Origin of the sequence: Gramella jeungdoensis (assembly GCF_023805255.1) — a bacterium.
GTDB lineage: Bacteria > Bacteroidota > Bacteroidia > Flavobacteriales > Flavobacteriaceae > Christiangramia > Christiangramia jeungdoensis.
This window is the reverse complement of sequence record NZ_JAMSCK010000005.1, coordinates 189,457-208,947: the sequence shown is the minus strand read 5'-3', so window position 1 is coordinate 208,947 and position 19,491 is coordinate 189,457. Positions and strand designations below refer to the sequence as shown.

The window sequence follows — 19,491 nt, the reverse complement described above, 5'->3', positions numbered from 1 at the left end:
TTTTATTACATCTGAGCTTCCGGGTGCTTTTTCGAAACATTCTTCTCTTCGAATTTCTTAATAGAATCCAGTTTACTAACCAGAAAATCTATATCATCATAGCCGTTTATCAGACATGTTTTTTTGTAGGGGTCTATATCAAAATCTTCCTTCAGGTTTGTTCCGGCAATTTCGATCTGCTGTTTTTCAAGATCGATCTTTATCTCCTGTGACGGATCATTATTCACAGCGGTAAACAATTCCTGTAGGAACTCGGGGCTTACCTGTACAGGCAGCACCCCATTGTTAAGGGCATTTCCTTTAAAGATATCAGCGAAATAACTGGAAACAACGGCTTTAAAACCGTAGGCTTTTATCGCCCAGGCAGCGTGTTCACGGCTGGACCCACATCCAAAATTATTACCTGCTACAAGGATGGATCCTTTATATTTTGGATTGTTCAAAATAAAATCTTCGTTCTTGCTACCATCTTTTTTAAACCTCCAGTCCCTGAAAAGATTCTCACCAAAACCAGCCTTATCTGTCGCTTTTAGAAAACGCGCAGGTATGATCTGATCGGTATCCACATTTTCAGAATCCAATGGTACAGCGGTATCTATAAGAGTTATAAATTTTTCCATTCTAGTTCAGGCTTTTTGTAAAGTCGGTTATTTTTCCGGCTACTGCAGTGGCTGCCGCGGTGAGTGGACTGGCAAGTATGGTTCTTGAACCCTGTCCCTGTCTACCTTCAAAGTTTCGATTACTGGTTGAAACACAATATTCTCCTTCAGGGATCTTATCGTCATTCATCGCCAGGCATGCCGAACAGCCAGGCTGACGAAGTTTAAAACCGGCCTCTTCGAATATCTTATCCAGGCCTTCTTCTTTGATCTGGGCCGCTACCTGACGTGATCCCGGAACTATTAAGGCATTCACATTTTTGGCTTTTTGCTTGCCTTTGATGTAGGACGCAGCTACCCTGAAATCTTCAATTCTGGAGTTCGTACAACTTCCTATAAAGATATAGTTGATAGGCTTTTCAAGCAGTGTCTCGCCCGGTTTGAAATTCATATAGGCAAGTGCCTTCGCGTCACTTTTATTGCCTTCCGTAGGAATAGAACCGGTAAGTTTGATCCCCATTCCCGGATTGGTTCCGTAGGTGATCATTGGTTCAATGTCCTCAGCTTCGAATGAATATTCCTTATCAAATTCAGCACCTTCATCACTTTTTAGAGTTTTCCAGTACTCCAGCTGATTCTCAAATTCAAGTCCTTTTGGTGCAAATTCACGGCCTTTCACGTATTCAAAGGTAGTTTCATCAGGAGCGATCAATCCGCCACGGGCACCCATTTCAATACTCATATTACATACCGTCATTCGTCCTTCCATAGACATCTCTTCGAAGACATTTCCGGCATATTCACAGAAATATCCCGTACCCGAATTGGTTCCCAGTTTACTGATGATATAAAGTATCACATCTTTAGGAAGAACTCCTTTTTTGAGTTTTCCATTAACATTTACTCTTAATCTTTTCGGTTTTTCTACCAGCAAACACTGACTCGCAAAAACCTGCGAAACCTGGCTGGTACCAATTCCAAATGCAATCGTACCAAAAGCACCATGCGTTGAAGTATGGCTATCACCACAAACAATGGTCATTCCCGGCTGGGTAATTCCCAGTTCGGGAGCCATTACGTGCACGATACCATTATAAGGATGGCCAAGACCATAAAGCGTAATATTGTTCTCTTCGCAGTTCTGGGATAGTTCTTTCAACTGTTTTCTTGAAAGAAGGTCCTGTACCGGTAAATGCTGATTTTCTGTGGGTGTATTATGATCGGCCGTGGCAACGATCTGGTCTGGTCGGAAAACGGGGATCTCCCGTTCCTTTAATTCATTAAAAGCCTGCGGACTTGTCACTTCATGTATCAGGTGTTTATCGATATATAAAATGTCAGGTCCGTTCGGGATACTTTCAACTACATGGGAATCCCAAATTTTATCAAATAAAGTTTTCTTCTTCATATAAGTTTTAAGCAATTGCTCTGGAACTCTTTCTATAGATCTCCATTATTGTATGAATATCTGTATCTGCTACTTCTTTCTTTTCATCGGCGAAATTCAGGAATTCAGCATATACGACATCCAATTCAAGTTTTGTTAATTCATAACCCATCTTTTTAGCTTTAAAGGCAAGGGCGGCCCTACCGCTTCTTGCGGTAAGCACGATTGCAGATTCAGTTACACCTACATCAGCTGGATCTATGATCTCATAGGTCTCACGATTCTTGATAACTCCATCCTGGTGAATTCCTGAACTGTGAGCGAAAGCATTGGCTCCCACAATAGCTTTGTTAGGCTGAACCAACATACCCATTTCCCGAGATACCATTTTACTGGTATCAAATAAAAGTTTAGGATTGATATCTGTATTCAGGTTTAGGGTAGGGTGCTGGCGCAATATCATGACCACTTCTTCCAAAGCGGTATTTCCTGCACGTTCTCCTATACCATTAATAGTACATTCTATCTGGCGAGCGCCATTCATTACCCCAGCGATTGCATTGGCAGTAGCAAGCCCAAGATCATTATGACAATGACATGAAATAGTTACATTTTCTATTCCTTCTACATGGTCTTTAAGATATTTTATCTTTCTGCCATAATCTTCCGGTAGGCAATATCCGGTAGTATCAGGGATATTAAGAACGGTAGCACCTGCCTTTACAGCCTCGGTACAAACCCTCGCAAGAAATTCATTATCGGTACGCCCTGCATCCTCTGCATAGAACTCCACATCATCTACATAGCGTCTTGCATGCGCAACAGCTATGGCTGCTCTTTCGATGATCTCTTCCCGACTTGAGTTGAACTTATATTTTATATGGGAATCTGAAGTCCCAATGCCGGTATGGATTCTGGGCTTTCTGGCATATTTTAACGCTCTGGCGGCAACTTCAATATCATTTTTAACCGCTCGTGTCAGCCCACAAACAGCAGCATTTTTAACAATTTTAGAGATTTCAGTTACAGAAGAAAAATCTCCAGGACTGGATACCGGAAAACCGGCTTCAATCACATCTACTCCCAGTTCATCAAGTCTTGCGGCTATCTTTAATTTTTGTTGAGTATTCAATTTGCAGCCAGGGACCTGTTCTCCATCTCGCAACGTAGTGTCAAAAATTTCTACTTTTTCTGTGCTCATATGAGATTTTTTTTGCTTTATCTTTAACTAAAGTATTGGAAAACATATGCATCGATAGGTATTTCAGGCAGGGTGTTACGATACTTGAAGCATAAAAAAATAAGCAAAAACTCCTGAATATCAGGTGTTTACAAACAAAAGTATTACAATGACCAATGACTTAACCGAAAATCTTTTTTCTTTAATAAAATCTTTATCTGCTTCAGAAAAAAGACAATTCTCCCTGTATGTAGGAAGAATAGGGGTAAATACTGATAGTAAATTTTTGAATCTTTATAAGGTCATCTCAAAGCAGAAGAAGTATGATGAAGATGAAATTTTGAAGAATACAAAAATTAGTAAGCAACAGCTTTCTAATGTTAAAGCTCATCTTTATAAACAATTGCTTATCTCCCTTCGTCTTAATCCGGCTCACCAGGATATTCCTGTACAGATAAGGGAACAACTTGATTTTGCCTATATACTTTATCATAAAGGACTTTATAAGCAGAGTCTTAAAATACTTGATAAGGTTAAGTCTCTTGCACTTACCTATGAGGAAAAGAATGTAGCGTATGAGATCCTTGAGCTTGAAAAGATTATAGAGTCACAATATATCACCCGTAGTATAAAGAACCGGGCAGAAACCTTAATTCAGCAGACAGAGGAGTTGAATAAACTCAATCTGATTTCGGGAAAGTTATCTAATGTTTCACTGGAACTTTATTCTATTTTTCTGAAACTGGGCTATTGCCGGACTGAAGAGGAAGCTCAGGAGATCAAGGATTATTTTAGGAAACAGTTACCCGAATATAATTTTAGTGAACTTGGTTTCAGGGAAAAGCTCTGGCTGTACAAGGCTCATTTATGGTATAGTTTCCTCATTCAGGATTTTCTGGGTTGTTACCGGTATTCTACAAAATGGAACGATCTTTTTAAAGAATACGATCATTTGATCCCAATACACCCGGTTTCCTATCTGAAAGGAAGCCATTATCTGCTGGAGTCCTTGTTTTACCTCAATCATACCGATCTCTTTGAGGTAACATTAAAGAATCTCGAAGATTCATTACGCGATGCCAAGATTCCACATGATGATAATATTGCGGCCCTGTCATTTCTGTATGTTTATTCAAACAAACTGAATTTAAAGTTCATGAAAGGAGAGTTTGGCGATTCTGATGAACTTGTGGAAAAGATCAACGAGAAGATAGCGAGATTTCGTGGCAGGCTTGATGAACACCATATCATGGTGTTCTATTACAAGATCGCCTGTCTTTACTTTGGGGATGGAAACAATAAAAAAAGTATAGAATTCCTTAAAAAGATCATCAATAACAAATCTTTGGAGATGCGGGAAGATCTCATGTGTTTTGCACGAATCCTTAATCTTGTGGCACATTATGAGGCAGGACTAGATTATCACCTTGACAGTCTTGTTAAGTCCACCTATAAATTCCTTATCAAAATGAACGACCTTCATGAGGTTCAGAAGGAAATGATAAGATTCCTGAGAAATCTGCCAGATGTATCTCCATTAAATATTAAGGATGAATTCAGAAAACTTCATTCAAAGCTTAAAAAATTCGAGGATCATCCTTTTGAAAAAAGAGCATTCTTATATTTGGACATTATTTCCTGGCTGGAAAGTAAGATTGAGAACCGTCCTGTTAAGGAGGTGATCAAAGAAAAGAATCAGGAATACTCGAGATAAAAAGGAACCTTGTCCCAACAAAAACAGCATTTAGTTAAGATTTTACAGCTGAATTTCGCGGTGCTCTTAATAAGCACCTCAGGGGTTCTGGGCAGGTATATTGTGTTACATCCTGCAGTAACCATTTTTTACCGAACACTTATCGCAAGCCTGGTTTTCTACCTTTTCTGCAGGTGGAAAAAAATTGATCTCAAAATAGAGAATAAACGTGACCTTCTGAAGATCATTATTGCCGGTGTTTTACTTGGTGGCCACTGGGTAACTTATTTCTTTTCCCTTCAGTTTTCAAATGTAGCGATCGCATTGCTATCATTGTTCACTTATCCTGTGATCACTTCCATACTGGAGCCTTTTATTCTGAAAACTAAATTCAATAGGATCAGTATTTTATTGGGAGTGCTCGTTCTGGGAGGAGTCTATTTCTTAAGTCCTCAAATGGATTTTGAGAACAATTATTTCCTAGCCGTTATCCTGGGAGTAGTTTCGGCTTTTTTATACGCTTTGCGGAATATACTTATGAAAAGGGAAGTTGAGAAGTATAACGGAACAACTCTGATGTTTTACCAGATAGTTGTGGTTGCTATATGTCTTTTTCCTGCTGTGTTTTTCAGTGATTTTGGGGGCGTAATTCAGCAGTGGAAACCATTGCTAACACTTGCAGTATTAACCACTTGTATTGGTCACACCTTATTCCTGTTGAGTTTCAGAAACTTTACGATTTCAACGGCCAGTATAATGAGCAGTATGCAACCGGTTTATGGCATCGTACTGGGAATTCTGTTTCTTGATGAAATCCCATCCCTTAAGACCCTGATAGGAGGTGTGCTCATTATAAGCGCAGTAGTGATTGAAAGTTCCCTTTCTTTCAGGAAAAAATCAGGCTGAATTATCCAGTTCACGAATAACTTTGCAAGGATTTCCCGCAGCAAAAACATCTGAAGGAATATCCCTGGTGACAACGCTTCCGGCGCCAATTACGCTTCTGTCTCCAATACTCACCCCGGGACAGATAACTGCACTGCCACCTATCCAAACGTCTTCGCCAATATTTATTGATTTAGCCGATTCCAAACCGGATGCTCTTTCTTTAAAGTGCAGTGGGTGAGTGGCAGTATAGATCTGGACATTGGGCCCGAATAGGGTGCGACTTCCAATTTTAACAGGCATTACATCCAGTATAACACAGTTGAAATTGAAAAATACTTTTTCTCCAACATAAATGTTAGTTCCATAATCGCAATAAAAGGGGGGCTGTATCCACAATCCTTTTCCAGCATTTGGAATCAGATCTTTTAGGATATTAGCCCTTTTTTGAACTTCATCTTCCCGGGAGTCATTCAGCTCTTTGGTAAGCAATCGGGCATGAAGTCTTTCATCAGAAAGTTCCTCGTCCAGGGCATTATATAATTCGCCGGAAAGCATCTTTTCTTTTTCCGTTTTCATAGAAGCAAATAAACAACCGATAGAATTTTAAAACAGTAAAAAGATACTCTTTTTTACAGACATGCATCCCATAGGGGATCCTTTGGAGGAGGGGCGGTTACATGAATGGGGATTTTCTTAACCGGATGTTCGAATTTGAGCTCCCGCGCATGCAAATGTATGCTTGCGTCTTTATTACTGCGGTCAAAGCCATATTTCAAATCACCTTTTATAGGACAACCAATAGCAGAAAGCTGACTTCTTATCTGATGGTGCCTCCCTGTTTCAAGATCTACTTCCAACAGGTAATAATTATCCAGTTTCTTAAGCAACCGGTATTCAAGGATTGCTTTTTTGCTGTCGGCAACCTCCTTGATATTCGCGTAAGACTTATTTTGTTTTGGATTTCGTTTCATGAAATGTGTTAGGCGGTCATGCTCTTTAGGCGGAGGATTCTTCACCACCGCCCAATAAGTCTTTTGTGCGTCTTTATACTGAAAAAGTTTGTTCAGCCGTGGAAGTGCTTTCGAGGTTTTTGAAAAGAGAACAATCCCACTGGTAGGTCGGTCCAGCCGGTGAACAACTCCTAAATAGACATTACCCGGCTTATTATACTTCTCTTTCAGAAAAGACTTTACCACCTCACTTAGAGGTTTATCGCCGGTCTTGTCTCCCTGAACAATATCACCGGGCCTTTTATTAACTATGATAATGTGATTGTCTTCGTAAAGAACCTCCAGGTTGTCTTTGTTGGAATGTGTTTTTTCTGAAGCCAATTTTACGGAGTTAATTTAGTAATAGTCTTTATAGAGAATCAGGAGATTTTAAGTTTTCTAAATTCAATTAATACTGTTCCTTATCTGAAGGGAAGTCCCTGTTCTTTACATCATCTCGATAATTCTGGAAAGCATTGGTCATTTCAGCGTGCAGATCGGCGTAACGTCTTAAGAATCTAGGGTTGAATTCGTGTGTCATTCCCAGCATATCGTGAATAACCAGTACCTGTCCATCTACATCTTTCCCGGCACCGATCCCAATTACCGGGATGCTGATACTTTCGGCTACTTCTTTGGCCAGTTCTGCCGGAACTTTTTCAAGAACTACAGCAAAACATCCCATCTTTTCAAGCATCTTGGCATCACTTTTCAGCTTTTCAGCTTCATTTTCTTCCCGGGCTCTTACCGTATAAGTGCCAAATTTATAAATGGATTGAGGAGTTAGTCCCAGGTGTCCCATTACCGGGATCCCCGCATGAAGAATTCTTTTAATAGAGTCTTTCACCTCTTTACCACCTTCAAGCTTAACAGCATGCGCACCGCTTTCTTTCATGATCCGTATCGCCGATCTAAGTGCCTCCTTTGGATCGCTTTGATAACTTCCAAAAGGAAGGTCTACCACCACAAGTGATCGTTTGATGGCCCTTACCACACTGGTGGCATGATAGATCATCTGATCCAGAGTGATAGGTAGGGTTGTTTCATGGCCGGCCATAACGTTGCTGGCAGAATCACCTACGAGAATCACATCTATCCCGGCTCCATCAACAATCTTCGCCATTGAAAAATCATAGGCAGTTAGCATGGCAATCTTTTCGCCATTCGCTTTCATATCGACTAAAGATTTGGTAGTGATACGCTTATATTCCTTTTTAGCAATAGACATCGGCTTTTGTTTAAATTTGAGTAAAAGTAGTAAATTCGTGAACCACATTCAAAACAAGCTTTCAATGAAAAAAATATTATTTCTGGCCCTAATTTTTATCAATATGTCAGCATTTGCTCAAATGGATTCTTCTGAAAATACACCTACACAATTGGTTAAGGAATTTTTTAAGGCTTTTCATGCTCAGGATACGGTCACTTTAAAGAAGTTTGCTCATGATGGAGCAAGACTGGAATCGGTTTCTATTGACGCAGAAGGCAATACAAAACTCACTACAGATAATTACTCAAAGTTTCTGAAAAATATAGCTTCCATTCCTGCGGAAGCCACTTTCGAGGAAAGAATTCATGAATACAGAGTTGAGGAAAACGGAAGCCTGGCTACAGTAACAACTCCCTACACCCTGTATTTTAATGGCAAATTATATCACTGCGGGGTGAATAGTTTCCAGCTGGTAAAATTCAATGGCGAGTGGAAGATAGTTTATCTTATAGATACCCGTGTAAAGGAAGGCTGTGATTAAGATCCTTTTAGAGCACTATAGAAAAAATAAATGCCGGAAATCAGTTATGATATTCCGGCTTAAAGGTTAGTATCGGCAATTTATGGTTTCAGTACAACTCTGAATCTTGCTTTGTTATTCATCATTCTTTCAAAGGCCTCATTAACATTATCCAGAGGGTATTCCTCTATCATTGGTTTTGTACCGGTCATCGCGCTAAAGTTCAGGGTGTCTTCAGAATCCATCGCAGTACCACTTGGCCAACCCGCTGCAGACTTTCTACCCATTAATAACTGCATAGGCGAAACCTCTATAGGCTCACCGGTTGCCGCTACCATAAGTAATTTTCCGTCGATACCAAGTCCATCTACAACAGATGAAATAGCATCACTATGAGGTGCGGTTGCAAGGATAAGCCTGGCACCTCCCAGTTTCTGAAGTTCTTCGGAAGCGTCCTTATTGCCGGTATTGATGAAATGATGGGCGCCAAGTTCTTTGGCAAGTTCTTTTTTATCATCGCTGGTTGAAATTGCTACGGTACGCATACCCATTTTTGAAGCATATTGAATAGCAAGGTGTCCCAGACCACCTATTCCCTGGACGGCGACCACGTCACCGGCCTGAATTCCTGAATTTCTCAGGGCATTATATACGGTAATTCCGGCACAGAGCAGGGGAGCGGCATCGGCCGATGATAAGTCCTCAGGTACACCTGCCACAGCTTCATTTGGTGCAGTCATATATTCAGCATATCCACCATCGTAGGAGATTCCGCTTATCTTTCCATTTTCACAATGGATAAAATCACCTCTCCTGCAGGGTTCACATTCAAAACAATGGCCACCGTGCCAGCCAACACCTACACGCTGACCTTTTTTCCAGTTAGAAACATTACTTCCAATTTCTTCAATAATTCCAACTACTTCATGGCCTGGAACCCTTGGATATTCTATTCCAGGAAATGCTCCTTCTTTTACAAAATTGTCGCTGTGACAAATTCCACAGGCTTCTACCTTAATAAGTACTTCATTTTCATCTGGGGAAGGTTTATCGATTTCCTTTACGACAAAATCTCCTCCTTTTTCTTCAATTAATGCTGCTTTCATAATTTCTGCAATTTTTTTTGAAGGCAGAAGTTACAAAATGATTGTCCAATAAGGTTTTAAGGCTTTGTTAATACTGGGATAGCGCATAAGGAAGCAGAAAAATAAGAACGATAGAGTTGTTCATACTGTGCATCAATATTGGCCAGATCATTCCTTGATTTTCAATTTTTATCTTTCCAAAAAAGAATCCCGCAATTATGCGAGGAAAGATCATCATGAACAGGACCAGGTCCATCTGAAAGGTTTCCACATAATTGAAAATATGTACAAAACCGAAAACAATTGCTCCAAGTATCCAAATTAAAAGGTAATACTTGTTCAGCCAGGAAGAAACTTTAAGGAAGATCCTGGGTGGAATCAGTTCACTAATGGCATAATAAGCCAGAATGATGATTCCAAAAAGGAGTGAATAGCGTAAGGCCCAGTGTCCCTCTTCCGGCATGAGTGCTATGCCTATCATATAGAAAACCGCACAGAGAAATAGTTTTAGACTGTTAACGGAAGGTTTTATAAGGCTTCTGAAGATGCTTTCTTCGATCACGGGGGCGGCGATCACGGCTAGAAACACAAATTTCCATGGCTGTTCCTTCAATGTTTCAAAAATCTCGATCTGTTCATATTTATTGAAATCAAGTCCGAAAACGAAGATATCTATTACCCTTAGCAACATAAAGAAAAGGAAATAACATGCAATCATCAAAGTGAAATTCCTCAACAGGTTTTTCACTTTATCCCAATTCCCGTATGGAGTCAAATTTTTCAAGTCTTAAAGATAAGAACTAGCAGTCACTCAGATTCACTTTCACAGCCAGTCCGCCTTCAGAGGTTTCCTTATATTTCTTGTTCATGTCTTTTGCGGTTTCCCACATGGTCTCAATAACCTTATCTAAGGGAACCTTTGCGCGGCTGGCATCACTTTCCATTGCAATTTCGGCTGCATTAATGGCCTTTATGGCACCCATGGCGTTTCTTTCTATACAGGGTACCTGTACTAAACCGCCAATAGGATCGCAGGTTAGTCCAAGGTGATGTTCCATCGCGATCTCACTGGCCATAAGAACCTGTTCCGGAGTACCTCCAAGAAGTTCGGTAAGACCACCAGCTGCCATGGCTGAAGAAACTCCAATCTCGGCCTGACAACCACCCATGGCTGCCGAAATGGTCGCACCTTTTTTAAAGAGACTTCCTATCTCACCAGCTACCAGCATGAATCTTTTTATCTCCTCAAAACTGGCTTCGTGGTTTTCAATTACCATATAATACATAAGTACCGCTGGTACAGTGCCGGCGCTTCCATTGGTAGGTGCGGTCACTACTCTTCCTAGCGAAGCGTTTACTTCATTTACACTAAGAGCAAAACAGCTTACCCATTTAAGGATTTGTCGGAATTTGACCTCGGTCTTTCTTATAGCGGGAATCCAATCTTCGATACCATTGTATTCGGTGTCGCCAATTAGACGCTGATGCATTTCGAAGGCACGACGCTTCACGTTTAGACCTCCTGGGAGTGTGCCTTCAGTATGACAGCCTATGTACATTGATTCGAGCATGGTATCCCAAACCTGTTTTAGTCCTTTATCTATTTCTTCATCTGTACGAAGTGAGCGTTCATTTTCCAGAACGATATCAGAGATATTCTTGTTTTCCCTTTTACAATAATGAACAAGCTCAGTAGCTTTTTCAACAGGAAATGGGAATTCCTGGAAATTCTTCATTTTTTTGCTGGCATTCTTTCTTTCCTTTTTTACTACAAATCCACCACCAATGGAATAAAAAGAAGAGGAGGTTTTCTTACCATTTTTCAGAATAGCTCTGAAAGTCATCCCGTTTGGATGAAATTCAAGAAATTTCCGGTTGAACTTGATGTCTTCTGCGAAACTGAAATCAATATCCCTTTCACCATTAAGCAAAAGTTTGCCAGATTGCTTTATCCTTTCAATTTCAGATTCAATAATGGAAATATCCATGGTCACGGGATCATGTCCCAGCAAGCCTAAAAGAGTGGCAATATCGGTAGCATGGCCTTTTCCGGTAAGACTCAGGGAGCCATACAGGTCTACATGGATCTTTTCAACTTCGTTGAATCTTTCCTTTTGTTTAAGTTCAGTGATCCATCTTTGGGCAGCACGCCATGGTCCCAGCGTGTGAGAACTTGAAGGCCCCACGCCAACTTTAAGCATGTCAAAAACGCTAATGCATTCTATTTTTCGCATTCAGAGTACAAATTTGCTCACAAAAATAAGGAATTGTTAATGCTGCCCATGAATTATTGATAAAATAATATTTACAGGTATAAAAGTAGCTGATTTAACCTGCAATGACACAGCCTTATGATAAATGTGACAACCTGTCATAAGATTTGTGCTGGCATAATGATTGACTTCTTGTGACTGTAAAATTGAAAAACTAACGTAAAAAACAAGTTATATAGTTATGAGTAAAGTAATTGGAATTGACTTGGGTACCACCAACTCCTGCGTTGCCGTAATGGAGGGTAATGAGCCTACGGTGATACCTAACGCCGAAGGGAAAAGAACCACGCCTTCTGTGATCGCATTTGTGGAAGGTGGCGAAATAAAAGTTGGTGACCCTGCAAAACGTCAGGCTGTGACTAACCCGCAGAAGACTATTTCTTCCATTAAACGTTTTATGGGGAATAAGTATTCTGAATCTGAAAGAGAAGCGAAGAGAGTACCTTATACTGTAAAGAAAGGTGATAATGATACCGCCCGTGTAGAAGTGGACGGACGTCTTTATACACCTCAGGAGCTTTCAGCAATGGTACTTCAGAAGATGAAGAAAACCGCTGAAGATTATCTTGGTCAGGATGTGACCGAAGCGGTAATTACTGTTCCTGCGTATTTTAATGACTCTCAGCGTCACGCAACAAAAGAGGCCGGAGAGATCGCAGGTCTTAAGGTAAGAAGGATCATTAACGAGCCTACTGCTGCGGCACTGGCTTATGGTCTTGATAAAAAATCTCAGGATCAGAAGATCGCTGTATATGACCTTGGTGGTGGTACATTCGATATCTCTATTCTAGAATTAGGTGATGGAGTATTTGAAGTGCTTTCTACTAATGGTGATACTCACCTTGGTGGTGATGACTTTGATGAGGTACTTATAGATTATCTTGCAGATAACTTCAAAAAAGCTGAAGATATCGACCTTAGAGATGATCCTATGGCACTTCAGCGTTTGAAAGAAGCTGCGGAAAAAGCGAAGATCGAATTATCTTCTTCTTCTCAAACAGAAGTGAACCTGCCATATGTTACCGCTACTGCTAGTGGACCAAAACACCTTGTAGAGACCATTACTCGTTCTAAATTTGAGCAACTGGCTCACGATCTTGTAAAAAGATCTATGGATCCGGTTCAAAAAGCTCTTAAAGATGCTGGTCTTTCTAAAAGTGATATAGACGAAGTTATTCTTGTAGGTGGTTCAACACGTATTCCTAAGATTCAGGAAGAAGTTGAAGCTTTCTTTGGTAAGAAGCCTTCAAAAGGAGTGAACCCTGATGAGGTTGTGGCTATTGGTGCTGCTATCCAGGGTGGTGTACTTACAGGAGATGTTAAAGATGTATTGCTTCTTGATGTGACTCCGCTTTCTCTAGGTATTGAAACTATGGGAGGAGTGAACACTAAACTTATCGAAGCCAATACCACTATCCCAACCAAGAAGTCACAAACATTCTCTACTGCGGCCGATAATCAGCCATCTGTGGAGATCCACGTGCTTCAGGGAGAACGTCCAATGGCAGCAGATAACAAGACCATTGGTAGATTCCACTTAGACGGAATTCCACCAGCGCCAAGAGGAACACCTCAAATTGAAGTGACTTTCGATATCGATGCTAATGGTATCATTAAAGTTAGCGCAACAGATAAAGCGACTGGTAAGTCTCAGGATATTCGTATCGAAGCTTCTTCAGGATTGACCGAAGAAGAAATCGAGAAAATGAAGAAAGAGGCTGAAGCGAATGCTGAATCTGATAAGAAGGCGAAAGAGAAAGTTGATAAGCTTAACGAAGCTGATGCAATGATCTTCCAGACTGAAAAGCAGTTGAAAGAATTTGGTGATAAACTTTCTGATGAGAAGAAAAAGCCAATCGAAGATGCGCTTGAAGAGCTTAAGAAAGCTTATGAAACTAAAGAAGTTGAAACAATTCAGCCAGCTTTAGACAAGATCAATGAGGCATGGAAAACAGCTTCAGAAGAGATGTATAAAGCACAGGCAGAAGCTCAGGGCGGACAAGCCGGAGGACCACAACAAGGTGCAACCGGAGCTCAGGGTGACGCTGAAGGAGGAGACTCTAAGAGTGGAGACGATGTAGAAGATGTAGACTTCGAAGAAGTGAAGTAATCTTCAGATATATATAATGTAAAAACCCCGCTAAACTGCGGGGTTTTTTAATTGATATAAATGAACGATTATTTTTTAGGTCCTTTTTTCTTACTATGTTTAAGAACCTCTGCTTCCATATAAAAGATAATTTCTTCAGCAATATTTGTAATTAGATCCCCTACACGCTCAATTTTCTTAATCACAGAAAAGAGAAGAAGGTACTGGCTTATTAATGAAGAATCTTTTTTTACTTCCTCAGAGATCACATCAAAAGCGCTCAGGTTTATTTTATTCAGTAGTTTATCTTTCTTGAAAACCTTTCTTGCCTTATTGGCATCTTCATCCCTAAAGGCAATCTGAATATCATCAAGCATAGACAGAGCTGCATCATACATCTCTTCAAACCTTAATTTCTCAAGTAATTTATGCTCTACAGGAGTATCAACTTCTATTATATACTTAGAGATTCCATAGGCATGATCACCAACCCGTTCAAGATCAAAATTGATCTTTCTTAAGGCAAGTACAAAGCGCAGGTCTACCGCCACCGGATTATGAAGGGCAATGAACCGCTCACAATCACGATCTATCCTAAGATCCATACTGTTCACCCGGTTCTCAGAATGCAATACATCTTCAGCAAGATCATTGTCATGATTTAAGAATGCCTCTCTGGATTTCTTTAATTGCTTTCTACAGAGATTGAACATTTCAATCCCATGCTGTTTAAGCAACTCTCTATGTTCGTCTAAATTTATCATAAGTTGTGTTTTATCCGAAACGACCGGTTATATAATTCTCGGTTTGCTCTTTTTCCGGATTTGTAAAGAGTTTATTGGTCTTATCATATTCTATAAGGTCTCCCATATAGAAAAAGGCAGTACTGTCACTTATCCTACTTGCCTGTTGCATGTTATGAGTAACAATTACAATAGTATACTTTTCTTTTAGCCGATAAATAAGATCTTCGATCTTCGCCGTGGAAATAGGATCCAGGGCCGAGGTTGGTTCATCCATGAGGATGATAGAAGGTTCCACTGCCAGCGCGCGGGCTATGCACAGTCTTTGTTGCTGACCTCCGGATAGTGCAAGTGCCGACTTGTTAAGGTCATCTTCAACTTCATTCCATAATCCTACCTGCTTAAGCGATTCTTCAACACGTTCCTGAAGGAATTTCTTATCCTTTATTCCCTGGATCTTTAAACCGTAAGCTACATTTTCATATATGGACTTAGGAAAGGGGTTTGGTTTCTGAAAAACCATTCCCACCTGCTTTCGAAGAAGTTCTACATTTATATTCTTATCATAAATATTCTCTCCGTCTATATTAATCTCACCTTCCATTTTAAAGCTGTCCACATAATCATTCATCCTGTTGAACAGTCTTAAGAAGGTTGATTTACCACATCCAGAGGGACCGATAAAGGCAGTGATCTTATTCGGTTTAATATCCATGCTAACGCCTTTGATAGCAAGAAAATCACCATACCACACCTTTACGTCCTTGGCCTGTAGTTTATATTTACGTTTGAGGCTGCTGTCAATAATGCTATCCTCTTTTTTCTTCTTTTTTATCATTTTATAACACTTGTGTTATTTGAATTTTTTCTGCCACTTGTTTCTAAAATAGACAGCTATACCATTCATTACAAAGGTAATTAACAATAAAATTATAATGGCTGCCGCTGCATTTTCAACAAAACCGTGTTGTGGCCTGGTAATCCAGTTAAAGATCTGTATAGGTAATACTGAGAACTCGTCCATAGCCGATGAAGGCGCAAAAGGTACATAAGCTAACGCACCGATAACGATCAGCGGCGCGGTTTCTCCCACTGCCCTTGATAATGCCAGGATCACTCCTGTTAAGATCCCACCGAAAGAAGCTGGCAATAGTTGATGATAAACGGTTTGCCATTTTGAAGCTCCCATAGCGAAGGATGCGTCCCTAACAGATTTTGGTACCGCCTTTAAAGCTTCACGGGTTGAAACTATCACGATTGGAAGTATCAATAGTGCCAGTGTACAGCTTCCTGCCAGTACGCTGGATCCCATTTCCATGATCCTTACAAAAACTTCCAAGCCTAACAATCCATAAATTACCGATGGAACTCCTGCCAGGTTTGAAATATTTACTTCAAGAATGGTTGAAAGCTTATTCTTCTTGTTGTATTCTTCAAGATATATAGCTGCTGCAATACCAACTGGTAGAGCAATAAGAGTGGTTAATATCAATACCCAGATACTTCCCATTAGGGCAGTATAGATGCCGGATCTTTCCGCTTTTCTTGAGGGTAGGTTTACTATAAAGTCCCAGTCTATCCTCATTATTCCATCAATAAGAATGTTCCCAATGAAGATGGCAAGTAAAACGAGTCCCAATAAAGTACAGGCTATCCCCCAGTATTTGAATGCCTGATCTTTGATTCTGTTTGCTTTTATATTATTCATACTTCTCCTGGAATTTTTTACGTATCCTGTAACTCAAGGTGTTAAGTAGGAATGTAAAGATGAATAGTGTGATTCCCGCAGCGAAAATGGTCTTGTATTCCAATGATCCGTGCTGAACATCTCCAAGACTAACCTGAACGATGTAAGCGGTTATGGTTTCTACAGGCACCGTTGGGTCAAAAGTAAACCTGGGTTGCTGACCTGCCGCGATGGCAACGATCATGGTTTCACCGATAGCCCTGGAAATTGCCAGTATTATGGATACCACGATTCCCGATGAAGCCGCCGGAACCATTACCTTAAATGAGTTCTGTAATTTGGTAGATCCCATTCCATAGGCTGCTTCCCTTAAAGAATCCGGGACGGCATGAAGGGCATCTTCACTCAGGGATGAGATATATGGAATTATCATGATCCCCATCACAATACCTGCCGATAGGGAGTTGAAACTTGAGATCCCCGGAAAAATGGATTGCAGGAATGGAGTTACCACCATTAATGCAAAAAAACCATAAACCACCGTAGGCACTGCAGCCAATAATTCCAAAAGGGGCTTAATAGTCCTTCTAAAGCTTTTTGGTGCATATTCACTCAGGTAAATACTTATTGATAAACCTACCGGAACAGCAAAAGCGATGGCTATAAAGGAGGTAAGCAAAGTACCCGATAATAGCGAAAGGATACCAAAATGTTTGTCTGTAAATAAAGGTGTCCATTGGGTATCTGTGAAGAATTCCACTATAGACACCTCACTAAAGAAGTTGATGGCTTCAATAGACAGAACTAAAATAATACCTATGGTAACGGCAATAGTAATCAGGGAACTTGCAAGCAAGGTTCTTTCAATTACTAATTCTTTTAGTTTCCGCATTTAGTATATAAATTAAGATAACATCAAACCCTCCAGAGAGGAGAGCATGATGTTATCTTTTATTTTAAACTTATTTAGTTTCTTCCTTTTCCTTCTTGTTCTTCTCTACGAAGCTTTCGAATTTTGCCTTTTGCTGGGCATATTCTTCGTCGGTCAGAGGAAAGTAACCAACATCTTTTGCAAGGCTTCCGGCTTCATCAAGGTAGAAGTTCACAAATTCAACTACTGTTGGATCCTGGATCGCAGTACTGCTCACATAAATGAATAACGGTCTTGATAGAGGTGAATAAGTTCCATCGTTTACAGATTCAGCAGAAGGAACTACAGGTCCATTTCCACCATCTACAGCTGCTAATTCCAGTTTATCTGAATTTGCTTCGTAGTAAGCCAGACCAAAGAAACCTAAGCCGTACTTATCTCCGGCAACACCCTGAACCAAAACATTGTCGTCTTCACTGGCAGTAAAATCACCTCTACTTGCACCACCTTCACCAACAATTGCTTCGGTAAAGTAATCGAAGGTTCCTGATGCTACCCCAGGACCGAATAAATGTATCTCCTCGTTAGGCCATTCAGGATTGATCTGATTCCATTTCATGATTTCTCCCTGAGCTGCAGGCTCCCATATTTTTTTCAATTCTTCTACTGTGAAAGATTTAGCCCAGTCGTTTTCTGGATTTATTACCACTGCAAGTCCATCGTATGCTACTTCAAGTTCAACATAATCTATGTTGTTCTCTTTAGCTAAAGCAGCTTCCTTCTCTTTGATCTCTCTTGAGGCATCAGAGATATCAGTTTCTCCACGAGTGAATTTCTGAAATCCACCACCCGTTCCTGAAACGCCTATAGTAACATTTACTCTAGGCTTTACGGCTCTGAATTCCTCGGCTACCGCCTCGGTGATAGGATATACTGTACTGGATCCGTCAACTGTAATTGTTCCGGATTCATCCCCGTTCTGTCCTTTTTTGTTTCCGCAGGCAAACATTGTGAATGTGACCACTGCGATAAATAATACTTTTTTCATGGTTTTTTATTTAGAAATGAATATCTACTTGTAATCTGTACATCAGGTCATTATTCATGTTGTCGGTGAAATCGTTCAGACTCACATCGGTTTGAACCTTTAGTTTATGACCTACTATATATTTTGAAAGCCCAAGAGTATACTGATTGTGAACTCCTGCACCTGTAATGTTCTCATCAAGATCTATAGTGGTATATCTTCCCACTACTTCGAAGTTGTTTTTAAACAGGTAACCTGCCTGGAAATTGAATCCGTTTCCAACTTCTACAACGTCACCGGTTGGTGTACCATCTGCATTTACCGCAATAGGGGCATCTGCATTCCTGTCGGCATATTCAGTCAATATGTTGAATCCTTTATACTTAAACATTGCATCCAGAAAGAAGGTGGTGATATCGGTTTCATAGAAACCATTGTCAGTTTCCATATAAGAACCAGAAACCGATTCGGTCTTTACGGCATCAGCATTATAACTGTATGCAGCTCCAATAGCTAGTTTAGGAGTTTGTTCCCTGTCCAGGTCAGCTCCAGAGTAGGCGTTAAAATCTCCAAAGGGATAGATCTCTGCTCTTCCGGTAAAATGATGACCTCCAATATTACCTCGGGTTACATTTCTACCTTCACCCTGAGTGAATGCTACTGATTCTTTTACAAGGAAATTATTTCCCAGATCGAAACCGTGATGTAACTGAACACCCATTTCACGGTCAACATTAAACATGCTGTTTACCAGGGATCTGTCTACCGTTTGCATATTTCCGGAGGAAACAATTCGTTCACGGTTCCCCGGTAATTTTGTTTGCCCAATCCATAGGTCGAAATTCTCGTAGAAGTTCCATTTGATCACGGCATCCAGAATATATCTTGGAGCATTGTGAGTATAGTACGAAGCACCCGAAATATCCCTGTTTGAAAGACCTAACTCCATCTTATACCTTAATTTTGGAGAATAAGCAAAACCTCCAAATTTTAGACGGGCTCTCCTTATAAGGAAATTCGATTCTCCGTTTTGTAAATTTTCATTACCTGGGAAATCCCAGTTGCTGGTAAATAAAGACTGGAATCTGGCAGCAAATTTTAAGCTATAAGAGCTATCTTTGGCTACCACATTTACAAGTCCTTTTCCGAATTTGTTTTCTGTAATTTCCTGAGAGTTAGCAGTAAATACACCTGATGCAAATAGAACAACTAAAAGTTGCCATTTTAATAATTTCATTACCTGTAAGTTT

General features: G+C 40.2%; 19 protein-coding genes. 4 read left to right on the top strand and 15 right to left on the bottom strand.

The annotated features are described in order from the left end of the window. Positions 1-5: 5 nt before the first annotated feature. Genes leuD through NE848_RS14310 form a run of 3 tightly spaced genes read right to left on the bottom strand, consistent with a single transcriptional unit; the run spans position 6 to position 3,187 of the window. Positions 6-620 carry a 3-isopropylmalate dehydratase small subunit gene (gene leuD, locus NE848_RS14320; protein WP_252114822.1) on the bottom strand — a complete coding sequence of 205 codons (615 nt, stop codon included), beginning with the start codon at positions 618-620 and terminating at the stop codon, positions 6-8. 1 nt (position 621) lies between these two features. After that, positions 622-2,007, bottom strand: a complete 1,386-nt coding sequence (gene leuC / locus NE848_RS14315) for a 3-isopropylmalate dehydratase large subunit (RefSeq protein WP_252114820.1) — start codon at positions 2,005-2,007, stop codon at positions 622-624. Positions 2,008-2,014: 7 nt separating this feature from the next. Next, positions 2,015-3,187 carry a 2-isopropylmalate synthase gene (locus NE848_RS14310; protein WP_252114818.1) on the bottom strand — a complete coding sequence of 391 codons (1,173 nt, stop codon included), beginning with the start codon at positions 3,185-3,187 and terminating at the stop codon, positions 2,015-2,017. 148 nt (positions 3,188-3,335) lie between these two features. On the opposite strand from NE848_RS14310, the gene NE848_RS14305 reads away from it, so the two are divergent. Then, positions 3,336-4,880, top strand: coding sequence for a hypothetical protein (locus NE848_RS14305; protein ID WP_252114816.1), 1,545 nt, complete (start codon positions 3,336-3,338; stop codon positions 4,878-4,880). A 9-nt stretch (positions 4,881-4,889) separates the two neighbouring features. After that, positions 4,890-5,765 (top strand): DMT family transporter, encoded by an 876-nt coding sequence (locus NE848_RS14300; RefSeq protein ID WP_252114814.1) that lies wholly within the window; start codon positions 4,890-4,892, stop codon positions 5,763-5,765. On the opposite strand, the gene NE848_RS14295 is transcribed toward NE848_RS14300, so the two are convergent. The 3 genes from NE848_RS14295 to panB all read right to left on the bottom strand — a co-directional run bounded on the left by NE848_RS14295 (position 5,757) and on the right by panB (position 7,964). Then, positions 5,757-6,323 carry a sugar O-acetyltransferase gene (locus NE848_RS14295; RefSeq protein ID WP_252114812.1) on the bottom strand — a complete coding sequence of 189 codons (567 nt, stop codon included), beginning with the start codon at positions 6,321-6,323 and terminating at the stop codon, positions 5,757-5,759. The genes NE848_RS14300 and NE848_RS14295 overlap by 9 nt on opposite strands. Before the next feature lie 53 nt (positions 6,324-6,376). Further along, on the bottom strand, positions 6,377-7,078 hold the full coding sequence (locus NE848_RS14290) for an RluA family pseudouridine synthase (protein WP_252114810.1): 702 nt from the start codon (positions 7,076-7,078) through the stop codon (positions 6,377-6,379). Between the two features lie 67 nt (positions 7,079-7,145). Continuing rightward, the gene (gene panB / locus NE848_RS14285) at positions 7,146-7,964 is read right to left on the bottom strand and encodes a 3-methyl-2-oxobutanoate hydroxymethyltransferase (RefSeq protein WP_252114807.1); all 819 of its coding nucleotides are present in this window, start codon (positions 7,962-7,964) and stop codon (positions 7,146-7,148) included. Positions 7,965-8,028: 64 nt separating this feature from the next. Between panB and NE848_RS14280 the strand changes: the two genes are divergently transcribed. Next, complete coding sequence (locus NE848_RS14280) at positions 8,029-8,487, top strand: nuclear transport factor 2 family protein (protein WP_252114804.1); 459 nt, start codon at positions 8,029-8,031, stop codon at positions 8,485-8,487. 80 nt (positions 8,488-8,567) lie between these two features. Here NE848_RS14280 and NE848_RS14275 read toward each other — a convergent pair whose 3' ends face one another. From NE848_RS14275 to NE848_RS14265, 3 genes are all read right to left on the bottom strand, one after another. Further along, a complete protein-coding gene (locus NE848_RS14275) occupies positions 8,568-9,572 on the bottom strand; it encodes an alcohol dehydrogenase (protein ID WP_252114802.1) in 1,005 nt (334 codons plus the stop codon). Positions 9,573-9,639: 67 nt separating this feature from the next. Next, positions 9,640-10,335: a CPBP family glutamic-type intramembrane protease gene (locus tag NE848_RS14270; RefSeq protein ID WP_252114800.1), complete on the bottom strand. Its 696-nt coding sequence runs from the start codon at positions 10,333-10,335 to the stop codon at positions 9,640-9,642. Positions 10,336-10,351: 16 nt separating this feature from the next. Next, positions 10,352-11,785, bottom strand: a complete 1,434-nt coding sequence (locus NE848_RS14265; protein WP_252114798.1) for an L-serine ammonia-lyase — start codon at positions 11,783-11,785, stop codon at positions 10,352-10,354. Between the two features lie 220 nt (positions 11,786-12,005). On the opposite strand from NE848_RS14265, the gene dnaK reads away from it, so the two are divergent. Next, positions 12,006-13,934 carry a molecular chaperone DnaK gene (gene dnaK / locus NE848_RS14260; RefSeq protein WP_252114795.1) on the top strand — a complete coding sequence of 643 codons (1,929 nt, stop codon included), beginning with the start codon at positions 12,006-12,008 and terminating at the stop codon, positions 13,932-13,934. Between the two features lie 68 nt (positions 13,935-14,002). Here the strand turns inward: dnaK and phoU are convergent, their stop codons facing one another. The 6 genes from phoU to NE848_RS14230 form a co-directional block, all read right to left on the bottom strand. Next, positions 14,003-14,677, bottom strand: coding sequence for a phosphate signaling complex protein PhoU (gene phoU, locus NE848_RS14255; RefSeq protein WP_252114792.1), 675 nt, complete (start codon positions 14,675-14,677; stop codon positions 14,003-14,005). 10 nt (positions 14,678-14,687) lie between these two features. Then, positions 14,688-15,494, bottom strand: coding sequence for a phosphate ABC transporter ATP-binding protein PstB (gene pstB / locus NE848_RS14250; RefSeq protein ID WP_252114790.1), 807 nt, complete (start codon positions 15,492-15,494; stop codon positions 14,688-14,690). 15 nt (positions 15,495-15,509) lie between these two features. Continuing rightward, the gene (gene pstA / locus NE848_RS14245; RefSeq protein WP_252114788.1) at positions 15,510-16,364 is read right to left on the bottom strand and encodes a phosphate ABC transporter permease PstA; all 855 of its coding nucleotides are present in this window, start codon (positions 16,362-16,364) and stop codon (positions 15,510-15,512) included. Next, positions 16,357-17,235, bottom strand: a complete 879-nt coding sequence (pstC, locus tag NE848_RS14240; RefSeq protein WP_252114786.1) for a phosphate ABC transporter permease subunit PstC — start codon at positions 17,233-17,235, stop codon at positions 16,357-16,359. The genes pstA and pstC overlap by 8 nt, the downstream gene beginning before the upstream one ends. Before the next feature lie 70 nt (positions 17,236-17,305). Then, positions 17,306-18,262 (bottom strand): PstS family phosphate ABC transporter substrate-binding protein, encoded by a 957-nt coding sequence (locus NE848_RS14235; protein ID WP_252114784.1) that lies wholly within the window; start codon positions 18,260-18,262, stop codon positions 17,306-17,308. A 10-nt stretch (positions 18,263-18,272) separates the two neighbouring features. Beyond that, positions 18,273-19,478, bottom strand: a complete 1,206-nt coding sequence (locus NE848_RS14230; RefSeq protein ID WP_252114782.1) for a porin — start codon at positions 19,476-19,478, stop codon at positions 18,273-18,275. Positions 19,479-19,491 lie beyond the last annotated feature (13 nt).